Origin of the sequence: Paenibacillus marchantiae, from assembly GCF_028771845.1 — a bacterium.
In the GTDB taxonomy this organism is placed as follows: Bacteria; Bacillota; Bacilli; order Paenibacillales; family Paenibacillaceae; genus Paenibacillus; species Paenibacillus marchantiae.
In genome coordinates, this window is the sequence record NZ_CP118270.1 from 4,777,583 (window position 1) to 4,797,929 (window position 20,347).

Genomic DNA, 20,347 nt, shown 5'->3' on the forward strand with positions numbered 1-20,347 from the left:
CCCCCTAACCTGATTTCTCTTTACTCATCAAAGTTGAACTTTCCGATTCTTCATCTTTTTTCGATGAAATGGAGGTATCGATAGAATGAGTATCCTTCATCACGGATTCTCCCTCCACATCAATATTAGGAAGAATTCGATCCAGCCACTTCGGCAAATACCAGGCGCTTCGCCCTAACAGGGTCATCACCGCCGGGACAAGCGTCATCCGAACGATGAATGCATCTACCAAAATACCAAAGGCAAGTGCGAGTCCCATGGATTTGATCATGGCATCTCCGGCAAAGATAAAGCTCGCAAAGACGGCGATCATAATCAAACCTGCGGCACTTACAACAGGACCACTGTGAGTAATACCACTTCGTATTGATTTCACTGCATCTCCCGTATGGTTATAATCCTCTCTCATGCGGCTTACCAAAAATACTTCGTAGTCCATAGCAAGTCCGAAGAGAATACCTGTAACCAGAATTGGCAGGAAGCTCAGTACCGGCCCTGGTTCGGGAATGCCAAAGAAATTTGCCAGATAGCCATCTTGAATGACCAAAACGATGACGCCTAGGGTTGATCCAAGGGTGAACAGGAATCCAAGTACGGCTTTGATTGGAACCAGAATGGATCGAAAAACCAGCATGAGCAACACGAAGGCGAGACCTACAATCAATATTGCAAATTTCGGCAATGCTTCGTCAAGTTTCTCGGAGATATCAATATTGACTGCCGTTCCCCCGGTAACCATAATTTCGACATTATTATCTTTCATCACCTGTTCCGCTTCCGCACGAATAGTTTGGACCAATTCGGTCGTTTTGATATCATGAGGGCCTGTCTTCGGTAACACCGTAATGATTGCGGCCTTCCCGGAAGGACTCGGAATTAAAGGATTGACACTTGCCACATCAGGCAGATTTTTGATATATGAAGTTGCTTTGGCAATATCCGCTTGTGGATCTTCCGTTTTTGCTGTTCTAGCAACTACAACCAGTTGACCATTAAATCCTTCTCCAAAGCCTTCCGCAAGCAGGTCATACCCTCGACGTTCTGTTGTATCCGTGGATTTTAAACCGCTATCTGGTAGGCCGAGTTGCATATGCAAGAACGGGATAGTACAAACCGTCAATAAAACGATACACAGGATGGCAGTGAGCCAAGGTTTGCGTGTTACAATCTTGCCCCAACGATTCTCTGTTCCCTCTGCTTTTTTGGGACCAGACCATTTCCGCAGCCATTTGTTCTCCCGTGCCGGACTAATTCGATCTCCTGCAACTGCCAATACGGCAGGAACAAAAATGACAGCAATTAATACTGCTACGAATACACTTACAGCTGCCGCCAATCCCATCATGGTTATGAATGGAATCTGTACGACCGACAGACCAACCAGGGCGATAATAACGGTTATTCCTGCAAAGACAACGGAGCTACCTGCTGTTGCATTGGCTTGAGCAATGGCTGTATTTCGCTCAAATCCTGCTGCCAGTTGTTGACGATACCTGGACATGATGAACAGAGCATAGTCTATCCCTACAGCCAAGGCCAGCATAACAGCCAGTGTAATGGAGAATGAAGCCATAGAAACTACATTTGAGCCAATGACGATAATCATCATTCCTATACCGAGCCCTACAACTGCGGTTAGGATCGGTAATCCTGCTGCGAGAAACGATGTGAATGTGAAAGCAAGGATCATGAACGCAATCAGAACCCCGATGACTTCAGAAGTACCTCCTATCTCAAGCTCAGAAAAAGCTACACTCCCTGCAAGTTCCGTTTGAATTCCACGATCCTGCAGTCTCTCTACAACACCAAGAACATGTTCTTTGGAATTCTCTGTTACTTCATTGGCTGGCTGACTGTATGTAACATCAGCATAACCAATCTTCTTGTCTGCACTTAACGTACCGGCGTCATACGGACTGACGATAGATGTTACCGATGAATCCGATTGAACCACTTTTAATGCTTCTGTAATCCATTTTTTGTTCGATTCCGATTCCAGTGTTGCCTTTTCAGACTTGAACACTAACCTGATCTGTCCACCATCACCGGAGGATGGAAATTCTTCATTCAATATGATTCCAGCCTGTTCCGATTTGGTTCCCGGAATGGTCATCTCTCCTGTAAAGGACGTTCCCAAGCCAAGACCCAAGGCGGCCACAAGCAGTAAAAGCATCAAACCTCCTGCGATTACCATTTTCCTTTTTCTTACCGACCACTCACCGAGTCGAAATAATAATTTTGCCATATTCTTTTGACGTCTCCCTTCTTTGCTACAAATCTGGGCTATCTTGATGTTGGACAACCTCGTGAATTCATCATATCTAAAACTGAACAAGAAAAAACGTACATAAGGGCATGCCCTTGATGTACGTTTGGGAAGCACCAAAGGGCGCTTTTAGTACTCGCTGACCATTGATATGGAAAATAATATATCAATTTAAAATGTATTTACAAATGTAAGATGCCCTTTTCCACGGATACAGCGACAGCTTCCGAACGTGAATCTACGCCCAGTTTGTTATAGATATTGGTCAACTGTGCCTTAACGGTTCGTTCCGCCATACCCATATCAAAAGCAATGTCTTTGCTGCGAAGGCCCCGGGCCACTGCCTGAAGAATGATTAATTCCTTCTCAGTCAACGATAGTGCGTTTTTCGGTTTCTCTTCTACCGCGGACTTGTCCCGATATGCAAATACTCTGGCAGTTATTTCAGGCTGCAGCAGTGTCTCCCCACGTAGAGCAGACTCGAGTGTGCGGAACAAATTCTCTCTGCTTGTATCCTTAAGTAAGTAACCTTTCGCTCCCAGTCCCAGCCCATTAATCATAAGCTCGTCTTCATTGTATGTGGTCAAAATAATAACAGGAATCTGAATCTGTTTTTCGTTCATGATTTTCAATGTATCCAGTCCACTCAGCCCCCCGGGCATATTCAGATCCATCAGAATGACGTCTGGCTTCAGTGCCTCCATCTGTTCTAAGGCTGCGTTTCCTTCCTCGGCTTCTCCGACAACATCGTAGTTGTCATCGGTTCCCAGAATCAATTTCATCCCTTCACGTACCACCCAATGATCATCTACAATCAGAACTTTATGCTTCATTATTTTTCCTCCCATACAATACAGGTACAGATAGCTCTATTGTAGTACCTTCATTGTTGCTCTCAATATGAATTTGCCCGCCTATAAGCCTAGCTCGTTCATGTATGCCGATCAGACCGTAATGTCCTGTCTCTTTACCGATTTTGCCAATGTTAAAACCTCTTCCATTATCCTTAATAACCATGTGAAATTGTTGCTGATTGTCCCCAATATTTATGGATACATCGCTCGCCTGCGCATGACGTGCCACGTTGGTCAGTGTTTCACTCAACATATGCAATACATGCTCCATTTTGGCGCCGGATAGAACAGATTTTATTGTAGCTTCCAACTTGACATTAACTCCTGTCGCTAGTCTGAAGCGTTGCAGTTGATCATGAATCGCCTCGTTAAAGTTAACAGCAGGTGTAGCTCTAGTTCTTAGATCGTCAATCGCTTTTCTCGCATCGCCCAGTGTCTGTCTAGCCTGTCCCATGGATGACAAAACAATCTCATGAGCTCGGTCGATGTTCCCTCGGCTAAGATATGCGTCTATCGCTTCCAGTTGCATAATCAGTCCGGCTTGCCCCTGAGCCAACGTATCATGCAGATCCCTTGCCATTCGTTGACGCTCGTTGGCCAGCGTCAGCTCTTCCACCTTCTGGTGGGTCAGTTCCAGATCACGCAGAAATGTCTGCGTACGAACCCTTGCATTAACCTGCCGATAGTAGAGGAGCGCATAAGCCATAACAACGACAATCATAAGCATAAGTAATGGAATAAACAATGCAAGATCCTGTACCTCCTTGACCCACAAGGTAATCAGGCAAAAGAAAAGATACAGCACAAAAGCTACAAAAACCACCTTTTTGGTTTCAAAAAAAATGGCCACGCTTTGTCCTATTAATACTGGAATCAAGCCAATAAGTATGACGGGAAGCCCATCGGGCATTATGAATGAGCTCCCAAATATAAGGCCACCCTGGATAAACAGATATAGTGCTTTGGAACGGTTGATAATATCGCTCACACGCCAGTACAGATACATGTGAATGACCATAATCATTATAAAAAACAAGGTGGGCACCAGGAGGGGAACAGACATAGTTTGTAACGCGACAGTGACGATGGTCACCAGTACGGTCCATATGATAATGGGAAGACGGGAGGACGTAATCTTGTCATAATCCTCATCCATACTTGATTGAAGGAAGCCGGGGTGGTTGGACATATTTTTCATGGAATCACCTCTCATCCAGTCATTATATTACGGATTGTCTATGGGTTATATGTACTTTAGTGCATGCCCTTTCGTACATCATTAACTTGCTATGTAATAATAGTATAAGAAAATCGCCCATAAGTCATTCTTATGGACGATTCCACTTTGTCTACTGCTTTTTAGTTCATCTACTCTTTACTGGCGCACGGCTGCATTCAAGCCTGCAAGAAGCTGTGAGAGTAACTCTTCTGTAAGTGCCTCCCCCGTAAAAGGAATAAGAGCTCGCAGTGGCATATAACGCATGGATGCTTGAATCATCTCTGAAGAGACTGCATCTGAGTGGGCATTTTCAGCACCTTGTGGAGCAAATCCCTGCAATTGTCCCAGTACAGCCATGGTTTTCGGATTAGAGAGTAATTCTCCCAGGGCTGTGTTACGGTCGTAGACTGGAATGATTTCAGGTGAAGTCGATTCTACATGAACGGTCTTTTGCAGGATGATTTGACGAGATGAAGAACCGATCAGGAGATCATACTCACCACTCTCAACATGCCAATCCTTCAAGTCAATATTGTAATACGCAAAGCTTCGTTTATCTAAAGTAAAAGTAACAGTCTTCTCTTCATCCGGCTCAAGAGAAACCTTGGCGAAACCTTTCAGTTCTTTTTCAGGACGGCTAACGGTTGTCTACCGATCATGAACATATAGTTGTACCACTTCTTGACCATACCGTTGCCCTATGTTTTTCACGTTAACCGTAACAGTGATTATATCTGTATCCTTGAATTCCGTTTGGCTTGCGTTCAGCTGTGAATACTCAAATTGAGTATAGCTCAAACCATAACCGAAGGGGAATAAAGGTTCAATATCTTTGCCGTTATAATAGCGATAACCCACATAAATGCCTTCTCTATATTCGACCCGATCCCCATCACCAGGGAAGAACAGCGAAGATGGATTATGCTTTAAGGATTGCGGGAAAGTCTCTGCGAGCTTCCCACTGGGATTAACTTCTCCGAATAACAGATCAGCGATTGCTCCTCCTGCAGCCTGTCCACCCAGGTACGCTTCAAGTACAGCTTTTGCATTGTTAAGCCAAGGCATAACAATCGGTGAGCCATTGCTGAGCACAACCACCACGTTAGGCTGGACAGCAGCAACGGCTGTTATAAGTTCCTGCTGGTTCACCGGAATATCCAGATGTTCTCGATCATATCCCTCAGACTCATAGCGGTCTGGCAGACCAATGAACAACACGGCGACATCAGCTGCTCTTGCGGATTCAACTGCTTCGGCTACCAAAGTCGGAGCACTCTCATCAGAGTTGAGGTTGTAACCCGACTTATATGTTATTGTTGCGTCAGATCCAGCTAGCTGGACCATCTGTTCAAAGGCACTATCCAGCTTGGTTGGTTTGATATGGGAACTGCCCCCGCCTTGATATCTAACTTTGTCCGCTAACTCTCCGATGACAGCAATGTTGCCTTGTTTTTTTAGCGGGAGAATTTGATGTTCATTTTTTAATAAAACCATCGTTTCACTTGCTGCTTTTCTGGCAATCTGATGATGTTGTTCCTGGTCGTAAGTGGTATCGGGACGGCTGTTATCAACCGTTTTGAAAATGACACCTAAAAGTCTCTCCACGGCACGGTCCAATTGCTCTTCAGTCAGCTCCCCGCGGTTTACCGCTTCTACAATCTGTTTTGGTCCTTCTCCGTTGGATGATGGCATCTCAAGCCCCAGACCTGCTGCAATACTTGGTGCAATTTCACTCACCGCAGACCAATCCGTGACAACAAAACCTTCATGACCCCATTCTTCCTTCAGGATAGTAGTGAGTAAGTATTCATGCTGGGAAGCATACGTTCCATTGACCTTATTATATGAAGACATAACCGTCCATGGCTGTGATTGTTTGACTGCTTTCTCGAATCCGGTCAAATAGATTTCTCTTAATGTCCGTTCATCCAAAATGGCATCTGTCGTCATGCGGCGATGCTCCTGGTTGTTTACCGCAAAGTGCTTCAGAGACGTTCCGACTCCCTGACTCTGAACACCTGTGATATGAGCAGCGGCCAGTTCTCCAGTCAGATAGGGGTCTTCGGAGAAATATTCGAAGTTGCGTCCGCAAAGTGGGGAACGCTTGATATTTGCCCCTGGGCCGAGCAGAATGGCTACATTTTCTGCCTGTGCTTCTTTTCCGATCGTCGCTCCTACAAGTTGAACAAGGTCACGATTCCATGAACTGGCCAGGCCAACGGCTGAAGGAAAACAGGTTGAAGGAACACTCTCGTTCAAACCCAGATGATCTGACTCGCCTGCTTGCTTACGCAATCCATGAGGACCATCTGTCATCATGATCGAAGGAATTCCTAACCTTTCTACAGCTTGTGTAGTCCAGAACGTACTTCCTGAGCATAGCTCGGCTTTTTCAGTCAAGGTTAATTGCTTTACCAGTTGTTTGATGTCACGATTCATCTTCTATACACTCCTTCATCTCCCGGCAGGTCTCCTCATGAACAGCAGATCCTTGTATGTCCCACCGCGCGTTTAAGCTTTCATGTCTATACTACGGGAAAGAAAAAATGATTGAAATATCTCTTTCTTAATGTTGCATAACGCAATCTGAATGATAAGGATATCTAAAGATGAGTATCGTTATCTTAAGATCGGAGGTGATTGGAGTGCTCATCCATTGAAATGAGTCCACCTCCACTCTACAATAAGTGGTACAGTCAACTTTGTTGTGAGAGGGGGAAAAACTATGTACGATTTACTAATTGTGGATGACGAGAAATCAGTAGTTGATAGCCTGGCATTGACCATCCCCTGGGAAGAACACAGCATCCAGGAAGTACACAGAGCATATTCTGCCGCTGAAGCTTTGGACATTGCGTCCAAACACGCGATTGATATTATGATTACGGATATTCGTATGCCTGAGATGGATGGTCTTGAACTGATTTTGGAGATTAGAAAGTTTTCTCATAAAATACGTTGTATTATTTTATCGGGTCACGATGAATTTGAATATGCCCAAAAAGCAGTCCAGTATCAGGCAACGAACTATCTTCTCAAGCCGATTGATACCGATGAATTGATTCATTCCGTAACGGCTGCGATACAAGATATCGAGCACGAATGGGAAGAAATCAGCTCTTTTCAACAAATACAGCATGCCCTTCACGCCAATTCGCCATTGCTTCGGAACCAGCTTCTCAATGATCTTCTTCAGAACAAAGCCATGAGCGATCACATTCTTGCAGAGCGGCTGGGTATGCTGAATCTCCCGTTTAGATCGGCCGATCCGTTCAAGATGATGGTCATTCGAATGGAGGAAGAATTCTCCGGCTATGATCTCCGATCTTTATCGCTGTTAGAGTACGCCGTCTCCAATATAACGGAAGAGGTATTTCAGAATCCCTTTAAATTATGGCACTGCATTACGGATCAGGGTTACCTTGTGTTCCTAATAAAAAATAATGACCGTAACGTACTCGACTCGGTAGATTCCTATGCGATCAGACTGCAAAATAATGTACAAAAGTTCCTGAAGGGTGCAGTATCGATATGTTTGAGTAAAGAGCATGCCTTTCCTGAATCTGTATCAGAGCTGTACATGGCTTCCGTGTCTGCCATCAACCGCAATGTTGGCGAAAACAAAAGTTATTTCATTACTTTAGACAAAAAAGACACCGAATCTCATGAACAACAAAATTTGATTAATCTGCACGAGCCCCCTTTGTTGCCCAATCTGCTGGAATCGGGGAACTGGGACGAGGCGGTCAGCAAAATTGCCAGAATATTATTTTTGAATGATGCCAGAAGAGAGCTTTCGCATGATCAATTATTTATGGTTCTGCTCTATCTGTCTTCTACGTTTTCCATATCCTTTAAGTCACAGGAAGCAACGGTTGAGGAGCTTCTTGGCGAAGAGTTTGATGTTCTAATCAGAAAGAAAAGCCAATTATCCAGCCAACGAATATATATATGGGCAGAGAAAATGATTGATCTGCGTCGGAAAAAGACCTCTCATCAATTGAAGAATGCCCATGAGCAAATTACTTCAAATGTCAGGACGTATATTCAGGAGCACCTTGCTGAGGGCATCTCACTGCAGATGATCGCAGAACATGTTGGTCTTCATCCAGTGTATCTTTCCAAGGTATATAAAACAGTTACCGGAGAAACCATAGGAGATTATTTGTATCATTTACGTATGAAGCGCGCTTCATATCTCCTGTTAAACACCGACTTGAAAATTGCAGATGTCAGCAAGGAGCTCGGATTTATGGCTCCTCCGCATTTCATTAAAATCTTTAAAAAGCACTATGGTTGTACTCCACAGGAATTCCGCACCAGATAAACGTAATGACAGAGTACCCATCAGTATAACGCTACCCTAAATACCTGAAAGGCCAGCCATAAGGCCGGCCTCAGAACGACAAATGGATGAATGCCCCTTTTTTTTATTACTCTCCATGAATTCCTTGTTAATCCATAACGATCTCATGAAATTTCTCGCCTGAACAAGGGAATTTCGATCATGCGAACAATCTCCTTTCGATAAGCTTTTCCGGTCTTTGCTAAACAACAGCTTCATGGCTAATAAGGTTTCATTATTCCCCATTGGGCTAAACATCCCTGCTTCGGTTGAGCTTAATGATAGCGCAATAACATTAAGCAAAGGCACAACACAGACAAGCGCCAGCAGAACCATCAGAACGATGCTTCAACCCGTAATAGGACTTGTCCTTCCTGTGGTACTGGAATAGGAATTACCACCAATTGCATAGGTTCCCCTTTTGCAAATACCTGTACGGCTTTCATTGTGTTCATCTATGTTCCTCCTTAATTGTCTGTAATACTGCAACGGTCTGTTACAGTATCGCAAATAATACAAATAAGGACTTGCTTATTTCTACGAAAAAATTGCACGATCCTTTCACATAAGTAACTAAACTAACCTGCCCGTTAGTTTAATGGATTGACGGGCAAAATAACGATATTTTACATACCTAATCGGTATGGGAACATGTTCTTGTCCATTTCGGCAATCGGTACAAGTTCTTGTCCTTGCTTCGGGACAAAAACTTGTTCCGATAAAACAAAAAAAGGCGCTGAAAAAATAGCGATTCTCAACGGAATATGTTATTTCCCTAGAGAATTATCAAAATATACTAGTCACGATAATATGGTTCCATAACTCCTTTATTGTTTTGCCCTCAATTTTGGATTTTGATATTAACTGTTCTACAGAGTTATATCTAAGTTGAACTTCTTCATTTTGTTTAACGCAATACCATCCATCTTCATTATAACTGATTAAAAAGTGGAAATCGTTTAAGTCAAACTCGACTTCATGTCCAAGATTTAAATCCTCAATAAACTCTTCATAACTGTACATTCACTGTCTCTCCTTTCATTATCTCCAAGGACTTCTAGGTTTCTGTTTATTCCAATCCCAATCATGGGTATGAGGGACTTTCGGATGTTCTTTAGGCTCCAACATGAAACACACCAATTACAGTTTCACCATCAACATCAAACAGCGGAATATCAAGACCTTCTGGTGATCTACTGTTCTGTATTGCAATGGCTTCCTCGGGTGATTTTGGTAACTCACCATCTAAGTCTTTTTTTAGCACATATCCTGAAGTGCCATCCTCACCTATAGCACTGATTAATTCAGGTTCCGTTTCTGGAGAAGTAGCATCTGCGCTTGAACCGTATGTCTGTCCTTTTTTATTTTTAGGATAGTTCATATTCATAGGGCTAATATGAAAAGAACCAATTATGGTTTTCCCATAAACATCATACAGTGGGACATCACCAGGTTCACCGAGATAATCTTTTTTTAGTAAGTACCCTTTAATGCCATTTACACTTCCTGCATAGATTAAGTCAGGTAGTATCTTAAAGGAGTTGGACTCTTCAATTGTTCCGAATGTCAGTCCATGTTCATTTTCAGAATAGTCGATAGGCGTTATGTGACTTGGATTAATCGTATTTTTAGCACTTGTATTCTGGGATACTATCAGACCGCCTGAAACACTAATGATAAAAACCACAAAACCCGATATTAGGGCGCCCTTAGAGTACATTTTCATAACTGTTCACTCCTCATTCTTTATTAGCTCTTTATTCTTAGCCACACTTCCATGCTCTTTACATTCTAAACGTTACCAATCCATGGAGAGTTACGGTAATTCAATCGTTAATTAAACAAAATCGACGATCCAATTTGGTATTCAATTTCGTATACAAACCGAATTTAGGAGAAAAAACTGCACCTCATTTGGTGTCTTTGCGGCGATACACTTCAAGAAGTAATCCAATCATGGGGAAATTGTCCTTCGATCTATATGGCACGAACTACGGAAGGAACTTCGCGAACTTCGGTCCAACACTTTATTGATAAACCGACATGGTAGATTTCGTTGAAAGACTTAAAACCGGTGTTCGACTCAATGAACCGGATCGTACAACATTCTTTGGTAAGGACAGTCAGCAAAGGATACACTGACTATCCGACACTCAATGAACAATAATCTTTTCAACAATGGAACTGAGTTCTTACCTTCAGAAAGCGAATTGTGCTTTTATCTCGCCACATAAATTCTGTCATGATAATATTTAGATAACAATCTAATCCGAAATGACACAATGTTCTTGTCCTTTTCGGCAGTGGAACAATGTTCTTGTCCCGCGACAGTACCTGGATTCAATCCAGGCGATGACGACCTCAGCTTCCACTTCCGTTCCAAATTATTGCTTCAGGAAACGGTTTTCTGCTTTAACTTTTTCGAGCTCTGTGGAGTGTCCTGGGCCTTTTCCATAGCTATATTGCTTGCCTACGGGTTGCTCCAGGCGATGAACTTATCCTTTTCGATACCAAGATGATCTCCTTATCTTACGAAAAGGTTTCATTCACTTGAATGCAATGGCCTTACCGTCAGGATCAAAAACCTCCTAACTTAGAAAGTTACCATGGTTCTAAAAAAGACGCCCCAGCGCTGAACCATGCTCTTTCTATCCTAGCTAATTTTATTCCTCGCCGGCGATGCCGGCAGCTCTTAAATGCCCGTATGCAACGATTCTACTAAACTGAGATGAAACTTCATCTGCAGGAAGGGGCTTATCGTTTTTAATCCACCAAATTACAATCCCCATGAAAGACGATCCGAGGTATTCGAGCAGCAATTCCTTGGATATTGCTAATGGGGAGTTTCCCTGAGCAGGTTTCCTCCCCTCCATTAATTTATCTTTAATGATATTCTCCATTTTTGCTTGAAACTGATAGATTCTATTCTCTTCAATTAACATGGAATGATAAAAGGTCATATTTACGGAAATATGTTTTAGTACAGTTTGCATGACGGTTTCGAGTAGAGAAATACTGAAAGGATTCATGCTGATGGGACAAAGAACGACCGCATCCTTTAATTCGCTCAACAATTCATTCATACATGTATCTAATAAATCAGGTTTATTTTGGTAGTGGAGATAAAAAGTGTTTCGATTGATCATAGCCCGGTCGGCAATATCCTGGATCGTTATCGCTTCATATCCCTTTTCCCGAATAAGCTCATAAAACGCTTTTCGAATCGATTGTTTCGTGCGCAGTATTCTTAGGTCGGTTTTCTTGTTCATTGTTTTCGTTCCTCCTAAATTTATTTTTAGGTCGTTAAGCGACAAAGTTTTATGAGTTGTCTGTTATACTTCAAAACTAAAAATATTGAATATTGAGCCTTCTATTAACCTCTATTATAATGAGCATCAGATAGATAAACAACATATTGTTCATTATTTATCTAATGACTAAAAAAATCCAAGGAGGATATTTCAATGACATCCAACCATCAAAATGAGCTTGTTCGTAAGGCAGTCGCCGTACTGGAAAGCTTTGAGAGCGGCAACCCCGAAGCGATTACGGCTTACGTTCATCAAGATCAATATATTCAGCACAATCAGGCCTTACTCGATGGTCGTGAAGCCATGCTTGGCGCACTTGATCATTTAAAGGAGATTGGTACTAAGGTAAGCATAAAGCGAATTTTAGTCGACGGAAATTATGTTGCTCTTCATTCTGTATATGATTTTCACGGCCCTAAAATCGTATATGATATCTTCCGTTTTGAGAATGGACTAATCGTTGAACATTGGGACAATTTGCAAGAGATGGTGGAGAAGACACCAAGCAAACATACGATGATTGACGGACCGATTACGATTAAGGATATCGACAAGACGGATGCCAACAAAGCATTTGTCAAAAGCTATGTTGAGAACATCTTGCTCGGGAAGAACCCTGACCTGCTTGCTTCTTACTTTGATGGAGATAACTACATTCAGCATAGTCCGCATATTGCAGACGGTCTTTCCGGTCTTCACGCTGCTTTGCAAGCTCTGAAGGAGAAGAATATTGAGTTTGAATATACTCATGTCCATCAAGTAATCGGACAAGGTAATTTAGTTCTTACAGTAAGTGAAGGTCTATTTGATGGTCAACATACTGCTTTCTACGATTTGTTCCGTGTAGAGGATGGAAAGATCGCTGAGCATTGGGACGTAATCGAGGCCATACTGCCGGCAGAAAAACGAAAAAATTCAAACAGTAGATTCTGAAGTTTGTGTAGCTGAATCGGATGAAAGACATCACCAAATTAAGTACGGTGATGTCTTTCGCCGTTCTTCTTCGCCCTGTTGGGGTGATGCTAACTTAAGGCTGAGAAGTGTTTAATCGCTCAGTTATTTCCGTTGCTTAGTTCGATTTTTCCCGTATATCAAATGTATAAACGTTTCTTTGGAAAGTTTAAAATCTGGTGCATTCCTAACTCAACGATCCTCTCGTGAGTATCTTCAATAAGTTACCGCGAGATCTCTTTAAGATCCATATTCCCGCTGTATCGCCGGAACCAAATTCACTTGCGCGATATCCATATCTAGAAACTGTTGCGGTAAGACGCGTAGCTCGTAATATTCTTTTATAGCTTCAGCACGAAGTCTTTCCTTATATCTGTTATTTGAAATCACATTTATTTTACTTTTACGATCATAATATCGATGTTGCTATCATGTTTATCTGCCCGTTTGCTGCTCAATGAAACAGATAAAGATTCTTATCAACATTGGTGCCAAGTTCTTAACCGTTTCAATGATGAACTAGTCCTCAACTTTTACCGAAAAAAACTATTTCCTGATACAAAAAAATCGATATTCACGCGAATTCTTAAATTCATGTGCTTTTTACTCGCCACATGATCTCCATCATGATACTATTTAGATGACTACCTAATCCGAAATGGCACAAAGTTCTTGTCCTTTTCGGCAATGGTACAATGTTCTTGTCTCTCGACACATTCAGATCATCGGCATGACATCTGCTATCGAACGTGATGCCGCTCCCCCTCTCTCTCGATTCAATCAACAGATGCACTTAATTTCTCGAAGTGGCCGTACCCTTTCACAGCTGATTTAATCGTTTCCTTATACAAAATTTGCGGTTGTCCAAAAGAGGATAGCAAAGCCAAACCGCTCTCTAACAAGCTGCTCCAGCACTTCCAGTTGAATCAATCCCATAACGCGGATAGAAATCTCCTGCAATTTCTCATCCCAAACGACGTTCAGAGACGGCTCTTCCGCCTCCAGCGTACGAAAAGCACCGAGCACCTTCTGTACTTGGGGTTTTAACTACATCGTCTTTTGTTTAGGTATTCATCTAATCGGAAATCGGACGATGTTCTTGTCCATTCCGGTAATCGGTACAAGTTCTTGTCCTGCGGTTCAACTTCGCTGAAAGCTTTCTCGACACGAAGAAGCCTCCGAACCAGGTCGGAGGCTTCTTCGTGTTTTGATGTTGAGTTTGCGAACGCGTTCGTGGGGACTTTTTTTTCTTAGCTTGAATACTCGGACGCGTTCATTGTGCCTCTTTTGACCCCGATGTAATAGATGACTTCTTCCGTTCTTAGGTTCACATCCAGGATAGCATCTCCATACGTACCTGTGGACGAAATAGAGAATCGCCCCGAGGAATCGGTCTGCACTGGAATTTTATCTAGTATCTTCCCGCTTCGCCCATTATTCTGGTGTTGATTAATATGGATCTCCAGCTTCTTGTTCGCCTGCTCCATGAATCGTCCCTCCACCTGCAGCGTACCGTCCGCGCGGAATTCGGCAATCAACATCTTGTTGCCAAGCACTGGTTTGTTATACACTTCCGGAAACAGCCGTTCAGGTAGCTTCTTCTCGGATGTGATCGCTTTAGGTGCGCCGACCAAATACTTCATACGGGACTGCAATTGCATCAAGATCACCGCTGCCTGTGCCCGAGTAACGATATCGTTGGAACCGAACATCCAGCTCTGGTTGCCTTTGGTTCCGCGCATATAATCATGAGCCAGCACGTAGTTCACCGCATTCGAAAAATCAAAATTCACGCCGTCCGCCGACGCGATCAGGCCAGCCGCGCGATAGCGGTTAATTGGCTTGTCCTTAAAGTCGCCTTTGCCAGGACTAGAACTAAACAACAACAGGTTGCGGACCGTCGCCACGTTGTAGGCGCCTTCCGCCCAGTGCTTCTTCTTTTTGGAAGCATATGATTCGTCATCTACTTTATAGGTGCGCAGCAGCATGATAAGGAACTGTGCTTCGCTCACGGAATCTTCCGGGTGGAATTTGCCGTTTGTATCCGCTCCGGCGACGCCCGAACGAAGCGCCCACTCGATCGCTACTTGATCGGAGCGTCCAGCGATATCTTTGACCTTGGCCGGATCCGTTGCTGGATAGCTCTTACTCTTGAGACGCTCGAATACTCGTACCGGCACCGTGCCACGCACTGACCCGGAGCTGAACGTTACCTTGTAACTGCCGGGCTTAACCCCTTCGAGCATGCCGTCTGCCGAAACTTTCAGACCCGCAGGGGAACTGCTGGAGTAGGCAATCGGCGTTTTCGGGGTTCCATATGTGCCGTCGCCGTAAGAGGCCACGATCTCGATCGGCAGCTTGCTTCCCGGATTCAGCATGAATTCGTCGTACTGTGTGGATAAGCCCTGTATCGCGCGCCCTTTGCCAGTCGTGAACGACCAGGTCTTGGTGCGAAGCTGCGACTCTTTATACAGCGTATAATCGAGCTTCACCGTATAGACACTGTACCCGTCTAGCACTTCCTTCGGAAACAAAAACACCGTATCGCCTTGCAGTTCGCTGTAGTACGGAACTTCTTGCCTTTGCGAGTCCACGATGCTCGCTTCGAACGAATCGATGGCGAGACCAGCCGTAGCCGAGATGATGCCACCTGAGTGTTCAACACCGAAGCGGTCAAGCGGATTTGGAATTTCCAATCCATAGAATCCAATGTCGGCTCCTTTCATGCCGTCATACGGATACACTTTGGCTTCCGGGTCTTTCTTCTGGATTTTCACGTAAGCCGGGTTCATGACCGCGGTACCACCTTGCAACCCAATGCCGACCGATGTATACTGGCCGTCCAATATAATCTTGCGATGATAAGCGGTGCTTAGCCAGGAATCAATCGCTTCCCTTGTCGTTTCTTTTTCAAAAGACATGACTTCAGCGACCGAAATGTTTGGCCATCCGGCTGCTTTGCCCCGGTCTCCGGCCGTCGCTCCTGTAAAGCCTGCCGTACCGGGCTCCTCCCGATGCGCTGACAATCCTTCGAAGCGGGTGGTATTGTAATAAGCCGCGTGCGCCTGCGACGCCTGCGTCAATCTCGCATCCAGCTCCAACGGGCCTACGCCTACCTTCGCCCGAATCTCGTTCAGATAAGCCAATCCGTCGAGTTGATCCTGCGTGAACCCTCCCTGCGACGCCGTCGTAGCCGATGCCGCGGATGCGCGTTCTGCCGGATAAGCCGGTACGACGACCGTAATGGCCAGGACCGCGGCGAGCAGACAGGTTGCCCACCTGCGCCCCGATCTCCGGCCGATCCCCCGATTCGGCCTGTTGTTTTTGCTGCGTTTGCTTGCGTTCATGGTGTTTCTCCCCTCGTCTTTCCATTTTTACGAAACTTGCTAACGACTTGTCAGTTTCAAACTGATAGTCTTTTTCATCCAATCATTTCACTTACTTGAATGGATTGATGATGGCCACAGCGTACTCGTCCAAATCTCCATCGCTTAAAAGAATATAATCTGCTGAAGAAAGCTCGAACTTGGTGTAATCATAATTCTCTACGAACTTTCCATATTGGAAGAGATCCAAGCTACTCACTACTTGATAGTTATTCATTCCTGTTTTATCACCATTATTTATAAAAGCAGCATCTAGCACATGGCGCCCCTTTGCAAAACTATTCTTTACTAAGAACGAGATAGGATTTCCTCTGACACTACTTCTGATCTGTACCACATTCCCGCTGCGTACAGGATCTTTTACCAAATCGATGCTGTATACCACTTGACTATTCGCTAGTTGGATGGGTAAATCACTCTCTTTGATAATCTTCACGCCAGGGTAAGTTTCATTCTTCAGGTTTTTATAATATTCAATGCTTTGTGTATATGCTTTAAAATCACTTAATTGGGTTAACTTAAATGCCTTATCATCTGTACTACGGAACTCTTTGTTACCGATCCATACCCAACGACCGATCTTATCCCACTCTACCTTCTGGCCAAGACCTTCACTCACCAGACGCAGGGGAACGAAAGTCCGGTTTTGCTTCAAAATAATTTGTGTGCCATAGTCTTTATTCTGGCCATCAACGAGTGCTGAAGTCTGCCCGATCGTCACCTATCATGCTTACAGTCAATATACTTACTATTACTGTTAATAACAGTTTCTTCATGATCTAACTCCCTCTGCTTTCCATATGTACTTCTTCTCAATATCACTTCCCGGGATCTTTTTTTTACATAGGTCTAACAAATCCTAAATATCAAAAAACCTGGCAGTAGTAAGAATATTTTACCATGTACAATAGTTTATAAATAGGTATTTTATCCCATTGGTATAATAAAACCTAACTTTTTATATGAATTAATTAGATATGTATCTAGTAGAAAATTGGCTACTATGTTCTTGTCCATTCCGGTAATCATTACAAGTTCCTTTTCCTCGACAAATCTCCAACTGCTTGTTCGCCTGATCGCGAATTGTCCTTCCACCAACAGTGTTCCGTCTGGGCGAAATACGGCGATCATCCTTGCTGCAAAATCACCACGGGCTTCGCCCGAGTAACGATATCGTTGAACCGAACTTCCAACTCTGATTGCATACACGCTTAGTCTCCTTAATAAAAAAAGCCGCTATTTTAAATAGCGACATCAATAAATCCATCTGTAGTTCTCCTTCAAAAATATACACTTAAGTTTACTTATAAATATCTCATCGACTCATTTCAGTTCTGTCTTCATTCCCTTTACCAAATATAGAGTGTTTAAGCGATGTTTCATCAGTCTTTCTTCACCTTTAACATGTAAAGAGTAAGCAAATAACTCAAACTTCTTATAAAGCCCTTTTATCTCCCATTGTGTTTCTATTCGTTATATTATCCCCTTGGTAAGGCTTCTTCATTTCATCTTCCCAGAAAAGAACTGCTTTCTTACCTAATCCTTTATTTCGATATGTATCATCAATCCAAATCATATTCATAAAAGGTGTGTTGTCCCAAAAAAGCTGTGCCGAATCCAGCCAATGATACTATGCTCTTCATCCTGTAGAATATAGATTTAATATAGATCTTATTCCCCCTAATCTTCGGTAATATTAAGTTTTCTATGATATGATGGTCATGTTTCTTAATATATTCATAGTGTGCGAATTAGTTGCAGCAATAATTTTCATTAAAATTACTCCTCATCATTTTAATTATAATATTATAGATCTATTCACTGACCTAGATAAAATGGAATTTATTAACCTGAACTACCCGTTAGCTAAATGACTTAGAGAACAAAAGAATTTAGCTAAATGCTTTTATAATCGGAAATTGGTACAAGTTCTTGTCCTTGGCTCGGGACACGAACTTGTACCGATAAATAAAAAAGCCGCTAAAATAGCGACTTTAATGGGACTATGTTCTTATCCCTCGACAACACATGTTAACTCTTCTTCATAACTGTACATTCACTGTCTCCCCTTCCATAATCTCCAAGATATTCTAGGTTTCTGTTTATTCCAATCGCAATTCTTGAAATTAAGTACTTTATCTCTAGCGTGACATTTTTATTATGTATTTTGATACTAAGAAAGTCTAATCTACATTTGTTTAATAGTTAGATATGCATCTAATCGGTTATCGGAATATGTTCTTGTCCATTCCGGTAATCGGTACAAGTTCTTGTCCTTCGACAAATTTGCATTTGAATTGTTCCATTTTTTTAGTGAAAAAACGCTGGGTATGACCAGCGTCAACAAATTATCACTTCACTCTTTCGGAAATATTTTCACTTATTTCTTCAGGATTATCAACACCAATGATCAACTTTGATATTTCGAACTTACCAACTTTAAAGTTATTCAAATCTAAATGAAGAGTTTTAAGCTCATTTTCAAAAAAGTGTAGTTGATAACCACCATTTGATCTAAATAACCCATTTCTCATTTCTCCTAATAAAGCACCATATAGTTTAAAAGCATTTGGTATCGGTCTACCAGTTGTTATTCCTTTGATTGAAGAGTATGGAATTTGCAACCCTTTATCTAATTTTAAAAAGGGTGAGTTTCCAAAGTCGATATTTACGTAGGTTTCCATTAGTTGAATTTTACGTTCCATATTTTGATTCCCCCATTTTCTTTTCAAATAATCCATTTATTTCACAACCCATAATTACATATAATACCACAAAAACCTATTTTGTTCATGAAAGACTAAGCACTGCTCTCCGCCCCTTCGCGGGTTACGTCCTCCTTTTTATATTTCATTTCCAATCACCTAATAAAGAACCTACGCGTGTAGCATGTAGTGCTTAGACAGGGTAGCTTGCATTGTTTTTTCCTCTATATCAGTTCCAGATACCTCAAACTTACCTTGTTCCAGAGAATTAACCCAATATCCGCCAATTTTTGGATTCCACACTAGAAATAAAATATTTCATTACCTTCTTGCATTGGTGTGTAATCTTCATAATTCATTCTAATGCTACCCTCTTTATCTTCGATCACATAGGAAGGTTCAAATGTTACAAGCTCTGAATCGATCTCCTGTTTTGTAGAATCCTTATATACTTGGGTTACTTTCACCTTAGTTTCTGTTCTGCCTGAAGGCCCCCACTCGAAATTTTCAATGACATTTTTGCTTTCACCAGTTGCAATAACTCTAACTACAGCGTCTTATTGAGATTCTGCATCATCTGCGTTTGTGAAAATTGCATGGTTGGCTTCGATTTTATCTGTACGCACTACATTACCTGATTTCATCCAATGGTCGCCAGAGTGTGCCGGTGCATTCTCAAAATGATTTAAGCCGAGTATATGACCGATTTCATGTCCAGCATTCATGTATCTTCCGACTGCCCCCAGCCACTTGTCCAACCGGCATCTATTTGTTTGTAAAGGTAATACAAAAAAGGATCGTCAGCATTTCTGCAACGATGCCTAATGTCAGCCCGCTAGTTGAAACCAGCAGCTAATCACTTTGATGCCTTCTTAACTTTTATTAAGCTAACGTTACATGCTTAAAAAATATTTATCGAAGTATCCACTATGGTTTACAGTTATATGGTGTTTGACTGCCTTAACTGTATTTTTAACTTTGCTGTTTTGGAAAAATGGTTTAATAATTCTCCTTTCAGTGATTGTTTTTTATGTGGCTAACGGATTTCGGGCGTGGAATAGTGATCGGAAATTATCTCTTGTATCGTTTGTATTGGCATTCGTTTTCTCTTATATCTTTTATCGGTTTTTGACTTTGTAGACGCTGTAGAAAAGGAATATGGCTTCCCGCCAAAAATTGCCGAAAACTGTGATGGTCGGTAGAAAGACTTCTGTTTTCTGGATATTTGAATATCCTGCCTGTTAGCTAAAAAAGCTGCTGATACTTTTATCAACTGTTTTCTTTGTATCATTGAGTTATCGTTTCCCGTT

The 20,347-nt window shown here is 42.5% G+C and carries 16 protein-coding genes and 2 pseudogenes; 2 read left to right on the forward strand and 16 right to left on the reverse strand.

The window, feature by feature from the left end:
• Positions 1–4 precede the first annotated feature (4 nt).
• The 4 genes and pseudogenes from PTQ21_RS21605 to PTQ21_RS21620 form a co-directional block, all read right to left on the reverse strand.
• Positions 5–2,245: an MMPL family transporter gene (locus PTQ21_RS21605; RefSeq protein ID WP_083584599.1), complete on the reverse strand. Its 2,241-nt coding sequence runs from the start codon at positions 2,243–2,245 to the stop codon at positions 5–7.
• 203 nt (positions 2,246–2,448) lie between these two features.
• Positions 2,449–3,099 (reverse strand): response regulator, encoded by a 651-nt coding sequence (locus PTQ21_RS21610; RefSeq protein ID WP_072732972.1) that lies wholly within the window; start codon positions 3,097–3,099, stop codon positions 2,449–2,451.
• Positions 3,089–4,318: a sensor histidine kinase gene (locus PTQ21_RS21615; RefSeq protein WP_090950153.1), complete on the reverse strand. Its 1,230-nt coding sequence runs from the start codon at positions 4,316–4,318 to the stop codon at positions 3,089–3,091. The genes PTQ21_RS21610 and PTQ21_RS21615 overlap by 11 nt, the downstream gene beginning before the upstream one ends.
• Before the next feature lie 177 nt (positions 4,319–4,495).
• Positions 4,496–6,778 (reverse strand): annotated as a pseudogene (locus PTQ21_RS21620) (beta-glucosidase).
• Between the two features lie 286 nt (positions 6,779–7,064).
• Here PTQ21_RS21620 and PTQ21_RS21625 point away from each other — a divergent pair.
• Entirely contained in the window at positions 7,065–8,666 is a 1,602-nt protein-coding gene (locus tag PTQ21_RS21625) for a response regulator (RefSeq protein WP_274567088.1), read from the forward strand.
• Positions 8,667–8,702: 36 nt separating this feature from the next.
• Here PTQ21_RS21625 and PTQ21_RS21630 read toward each other — a convergent pair whose 3' ends face one another.
• The 4 genes from PTQ21_RS21630 to PTQ21_RS21650 form a co-directional block, all read right to left on the reverse strand.
• Positions 8,703–9,020, reverse strand: a complete 318-nt coding sequence (locus PTQ21_RS21630) for a hypothetical protein (RefSeq protein WP_274567089.1) — start codon at positions 9,018–9,020, stop codon at positions 8,703–8,705.
• 450 nt (positions 9,021–9,470) lie between these two features.
• Positions 9,471–9,707, reverse strand: a complete 237-nt coding sequence (locus PTQ21_RS21635) for a hypothetical protein (protein ID WP_063563801.1) — start codon at positions 9,705–9,707, stop codon at positions 9,471–9,473.
• Positions 9,708–9,798: 91 nt separating this feature from the next.
• Positions 9,799–10,410 (reverse strand): hypothetical protein, encoded by a 612-nt coding sequence (locus PTQ21_RS21640; protein WP_274567090.1) that lies wholly within the window; start codon positions 10,408–10,410, stop codon positions 9,799–9,801.
• A 937-nt stretch (positions 10,411–11,347) separates the two neighbouring features.
• Positions 11,348–11,953 (reverse strand): TetR/AcrR family transcriptional regulator, encoded by a 606-nt coding sequence (locus PTQ21_RS21650; RefSeq protein WP_072732980.1) that lies wholly within the window; start codon positions 11,951–11,953, stop codon positions 11,348–11,350.
• 195 nt (positions 11,954–12,148) lie between these two features.
• Here PTQ21_RS21650 and PTQ21_RS21655 point away from each other — a divergent pair, with 195 nt between their 5' ends.
• Positions 12,149–12,928: a nuclear transport factor 2 family protein gene (locus PTQ21_RS21655; RefSeq protein WP_072732981.1), complete on the forward strand. Its 780-nt coding sequence runs from the start codon at positions 12,149–12,151 to the stop codon at positions 12,926–12,928.
• A gap of 727 nt (positions 12,929–13,655) precedes the next feature.
• Here the strand turns inward: PTQ21_RS21655 and PTQ21_RS21660 are convergent.
• The 8 genes and pseudogenes from PTQ21_RS21660 to PTQ21_RS21695 form a co-directional block, all read right to left on the reverse strand.
• Positions 13,656–13,981 (reverse strand): annotated as a pseudogene (locus tag PTQ21_RS21660) (elongation factor G); the annotation flags it as partial.
• Between the two features lie 215 nt (positions 13,982–14,196).
• Positions 14,197–16,293, reverse strand: a complete 2,097-nt coding sequence (locus PTQ21_RS21665) for a CAP domain-containing protein (protein ID WP_274567092.1) — start codon at positions 16,291–16,293, stop codon at positions 14,197–14,199.
• A gap of 91 nt (positions 16,294–16,384) precedes the next feature.
• On the reverse strand, positions 16,385–17,053 hold the full coding sequence (locus PTQ21_RS21670; RefSeq protein WP_274567093.1) for a copper amine oxidase N-terminal domain-containing protein: 669 nt from the start codon (positions 17,051–17,053) through the stop codon (positions 16,385–16,387).
• Between the two features lie 206 nt (positions 17,054–17,259).
• A complete protein-coding gene (locus PTQ21_RS21675; RefSeq protein ID WP_274567094.1) occupies positions 17,260–17,541 on the reverse strand; it encodes a hypothetical protein in 282 nt (93 codons plus the stop codon).
• A gap of 226 nt (positions 17,542–17,767) precedes the next feature.
• Positions 17,768–17,914 (reverse strand): hypothetical protein, encoded by a 147-nt coding sequence (locus tag PTQ21_RS21680; RefSeq protein WP_274567095.1) that lies wholly within the window; start codon positions 17,912–17,914, stop codon positions 17,768–17,770.
• 769 nt (positions 17,915–18,683) lie between these two features.
• Positions 18,684–19,037 (reverse strand): hypothetical protein, encoded by a 354-nt coding sequence (locus PTQ21_RS21685; protein ID WP_063563786.1) that lies wholly within the window; start codon positions 19,035–19,037, stop codon positions 18,684–18,686.
• A 302-nt stretch (positions 19,038–19,339) separates the two neighbouring features.
• A complete protein-coding gene (locus tag PTQ21_RS21690) occupies positions 19,340–19,504 on the reverse strand; it encodes a hypothetical protein (protein ID WP_179132060.1) in 165 nt (54 codons plus the stop codon).
• A gap of 90 nt (positions 19,505–19,594) precedes the next feature.
• The gene (locus PTQ21_RS21695) at positions 19,595–19,762 is read right to left on the reverse strand and encodes a hypothetical protein (RefSeq protein ID WP_179818454.1); all 168 of its coding nucleotides are present in this window, start codon (positions 19,760–19,762) and stop codon (positions 19,595–19,597) included.
• Positions 19,763–20,347 lie beyond the last annotated feature (585 nt).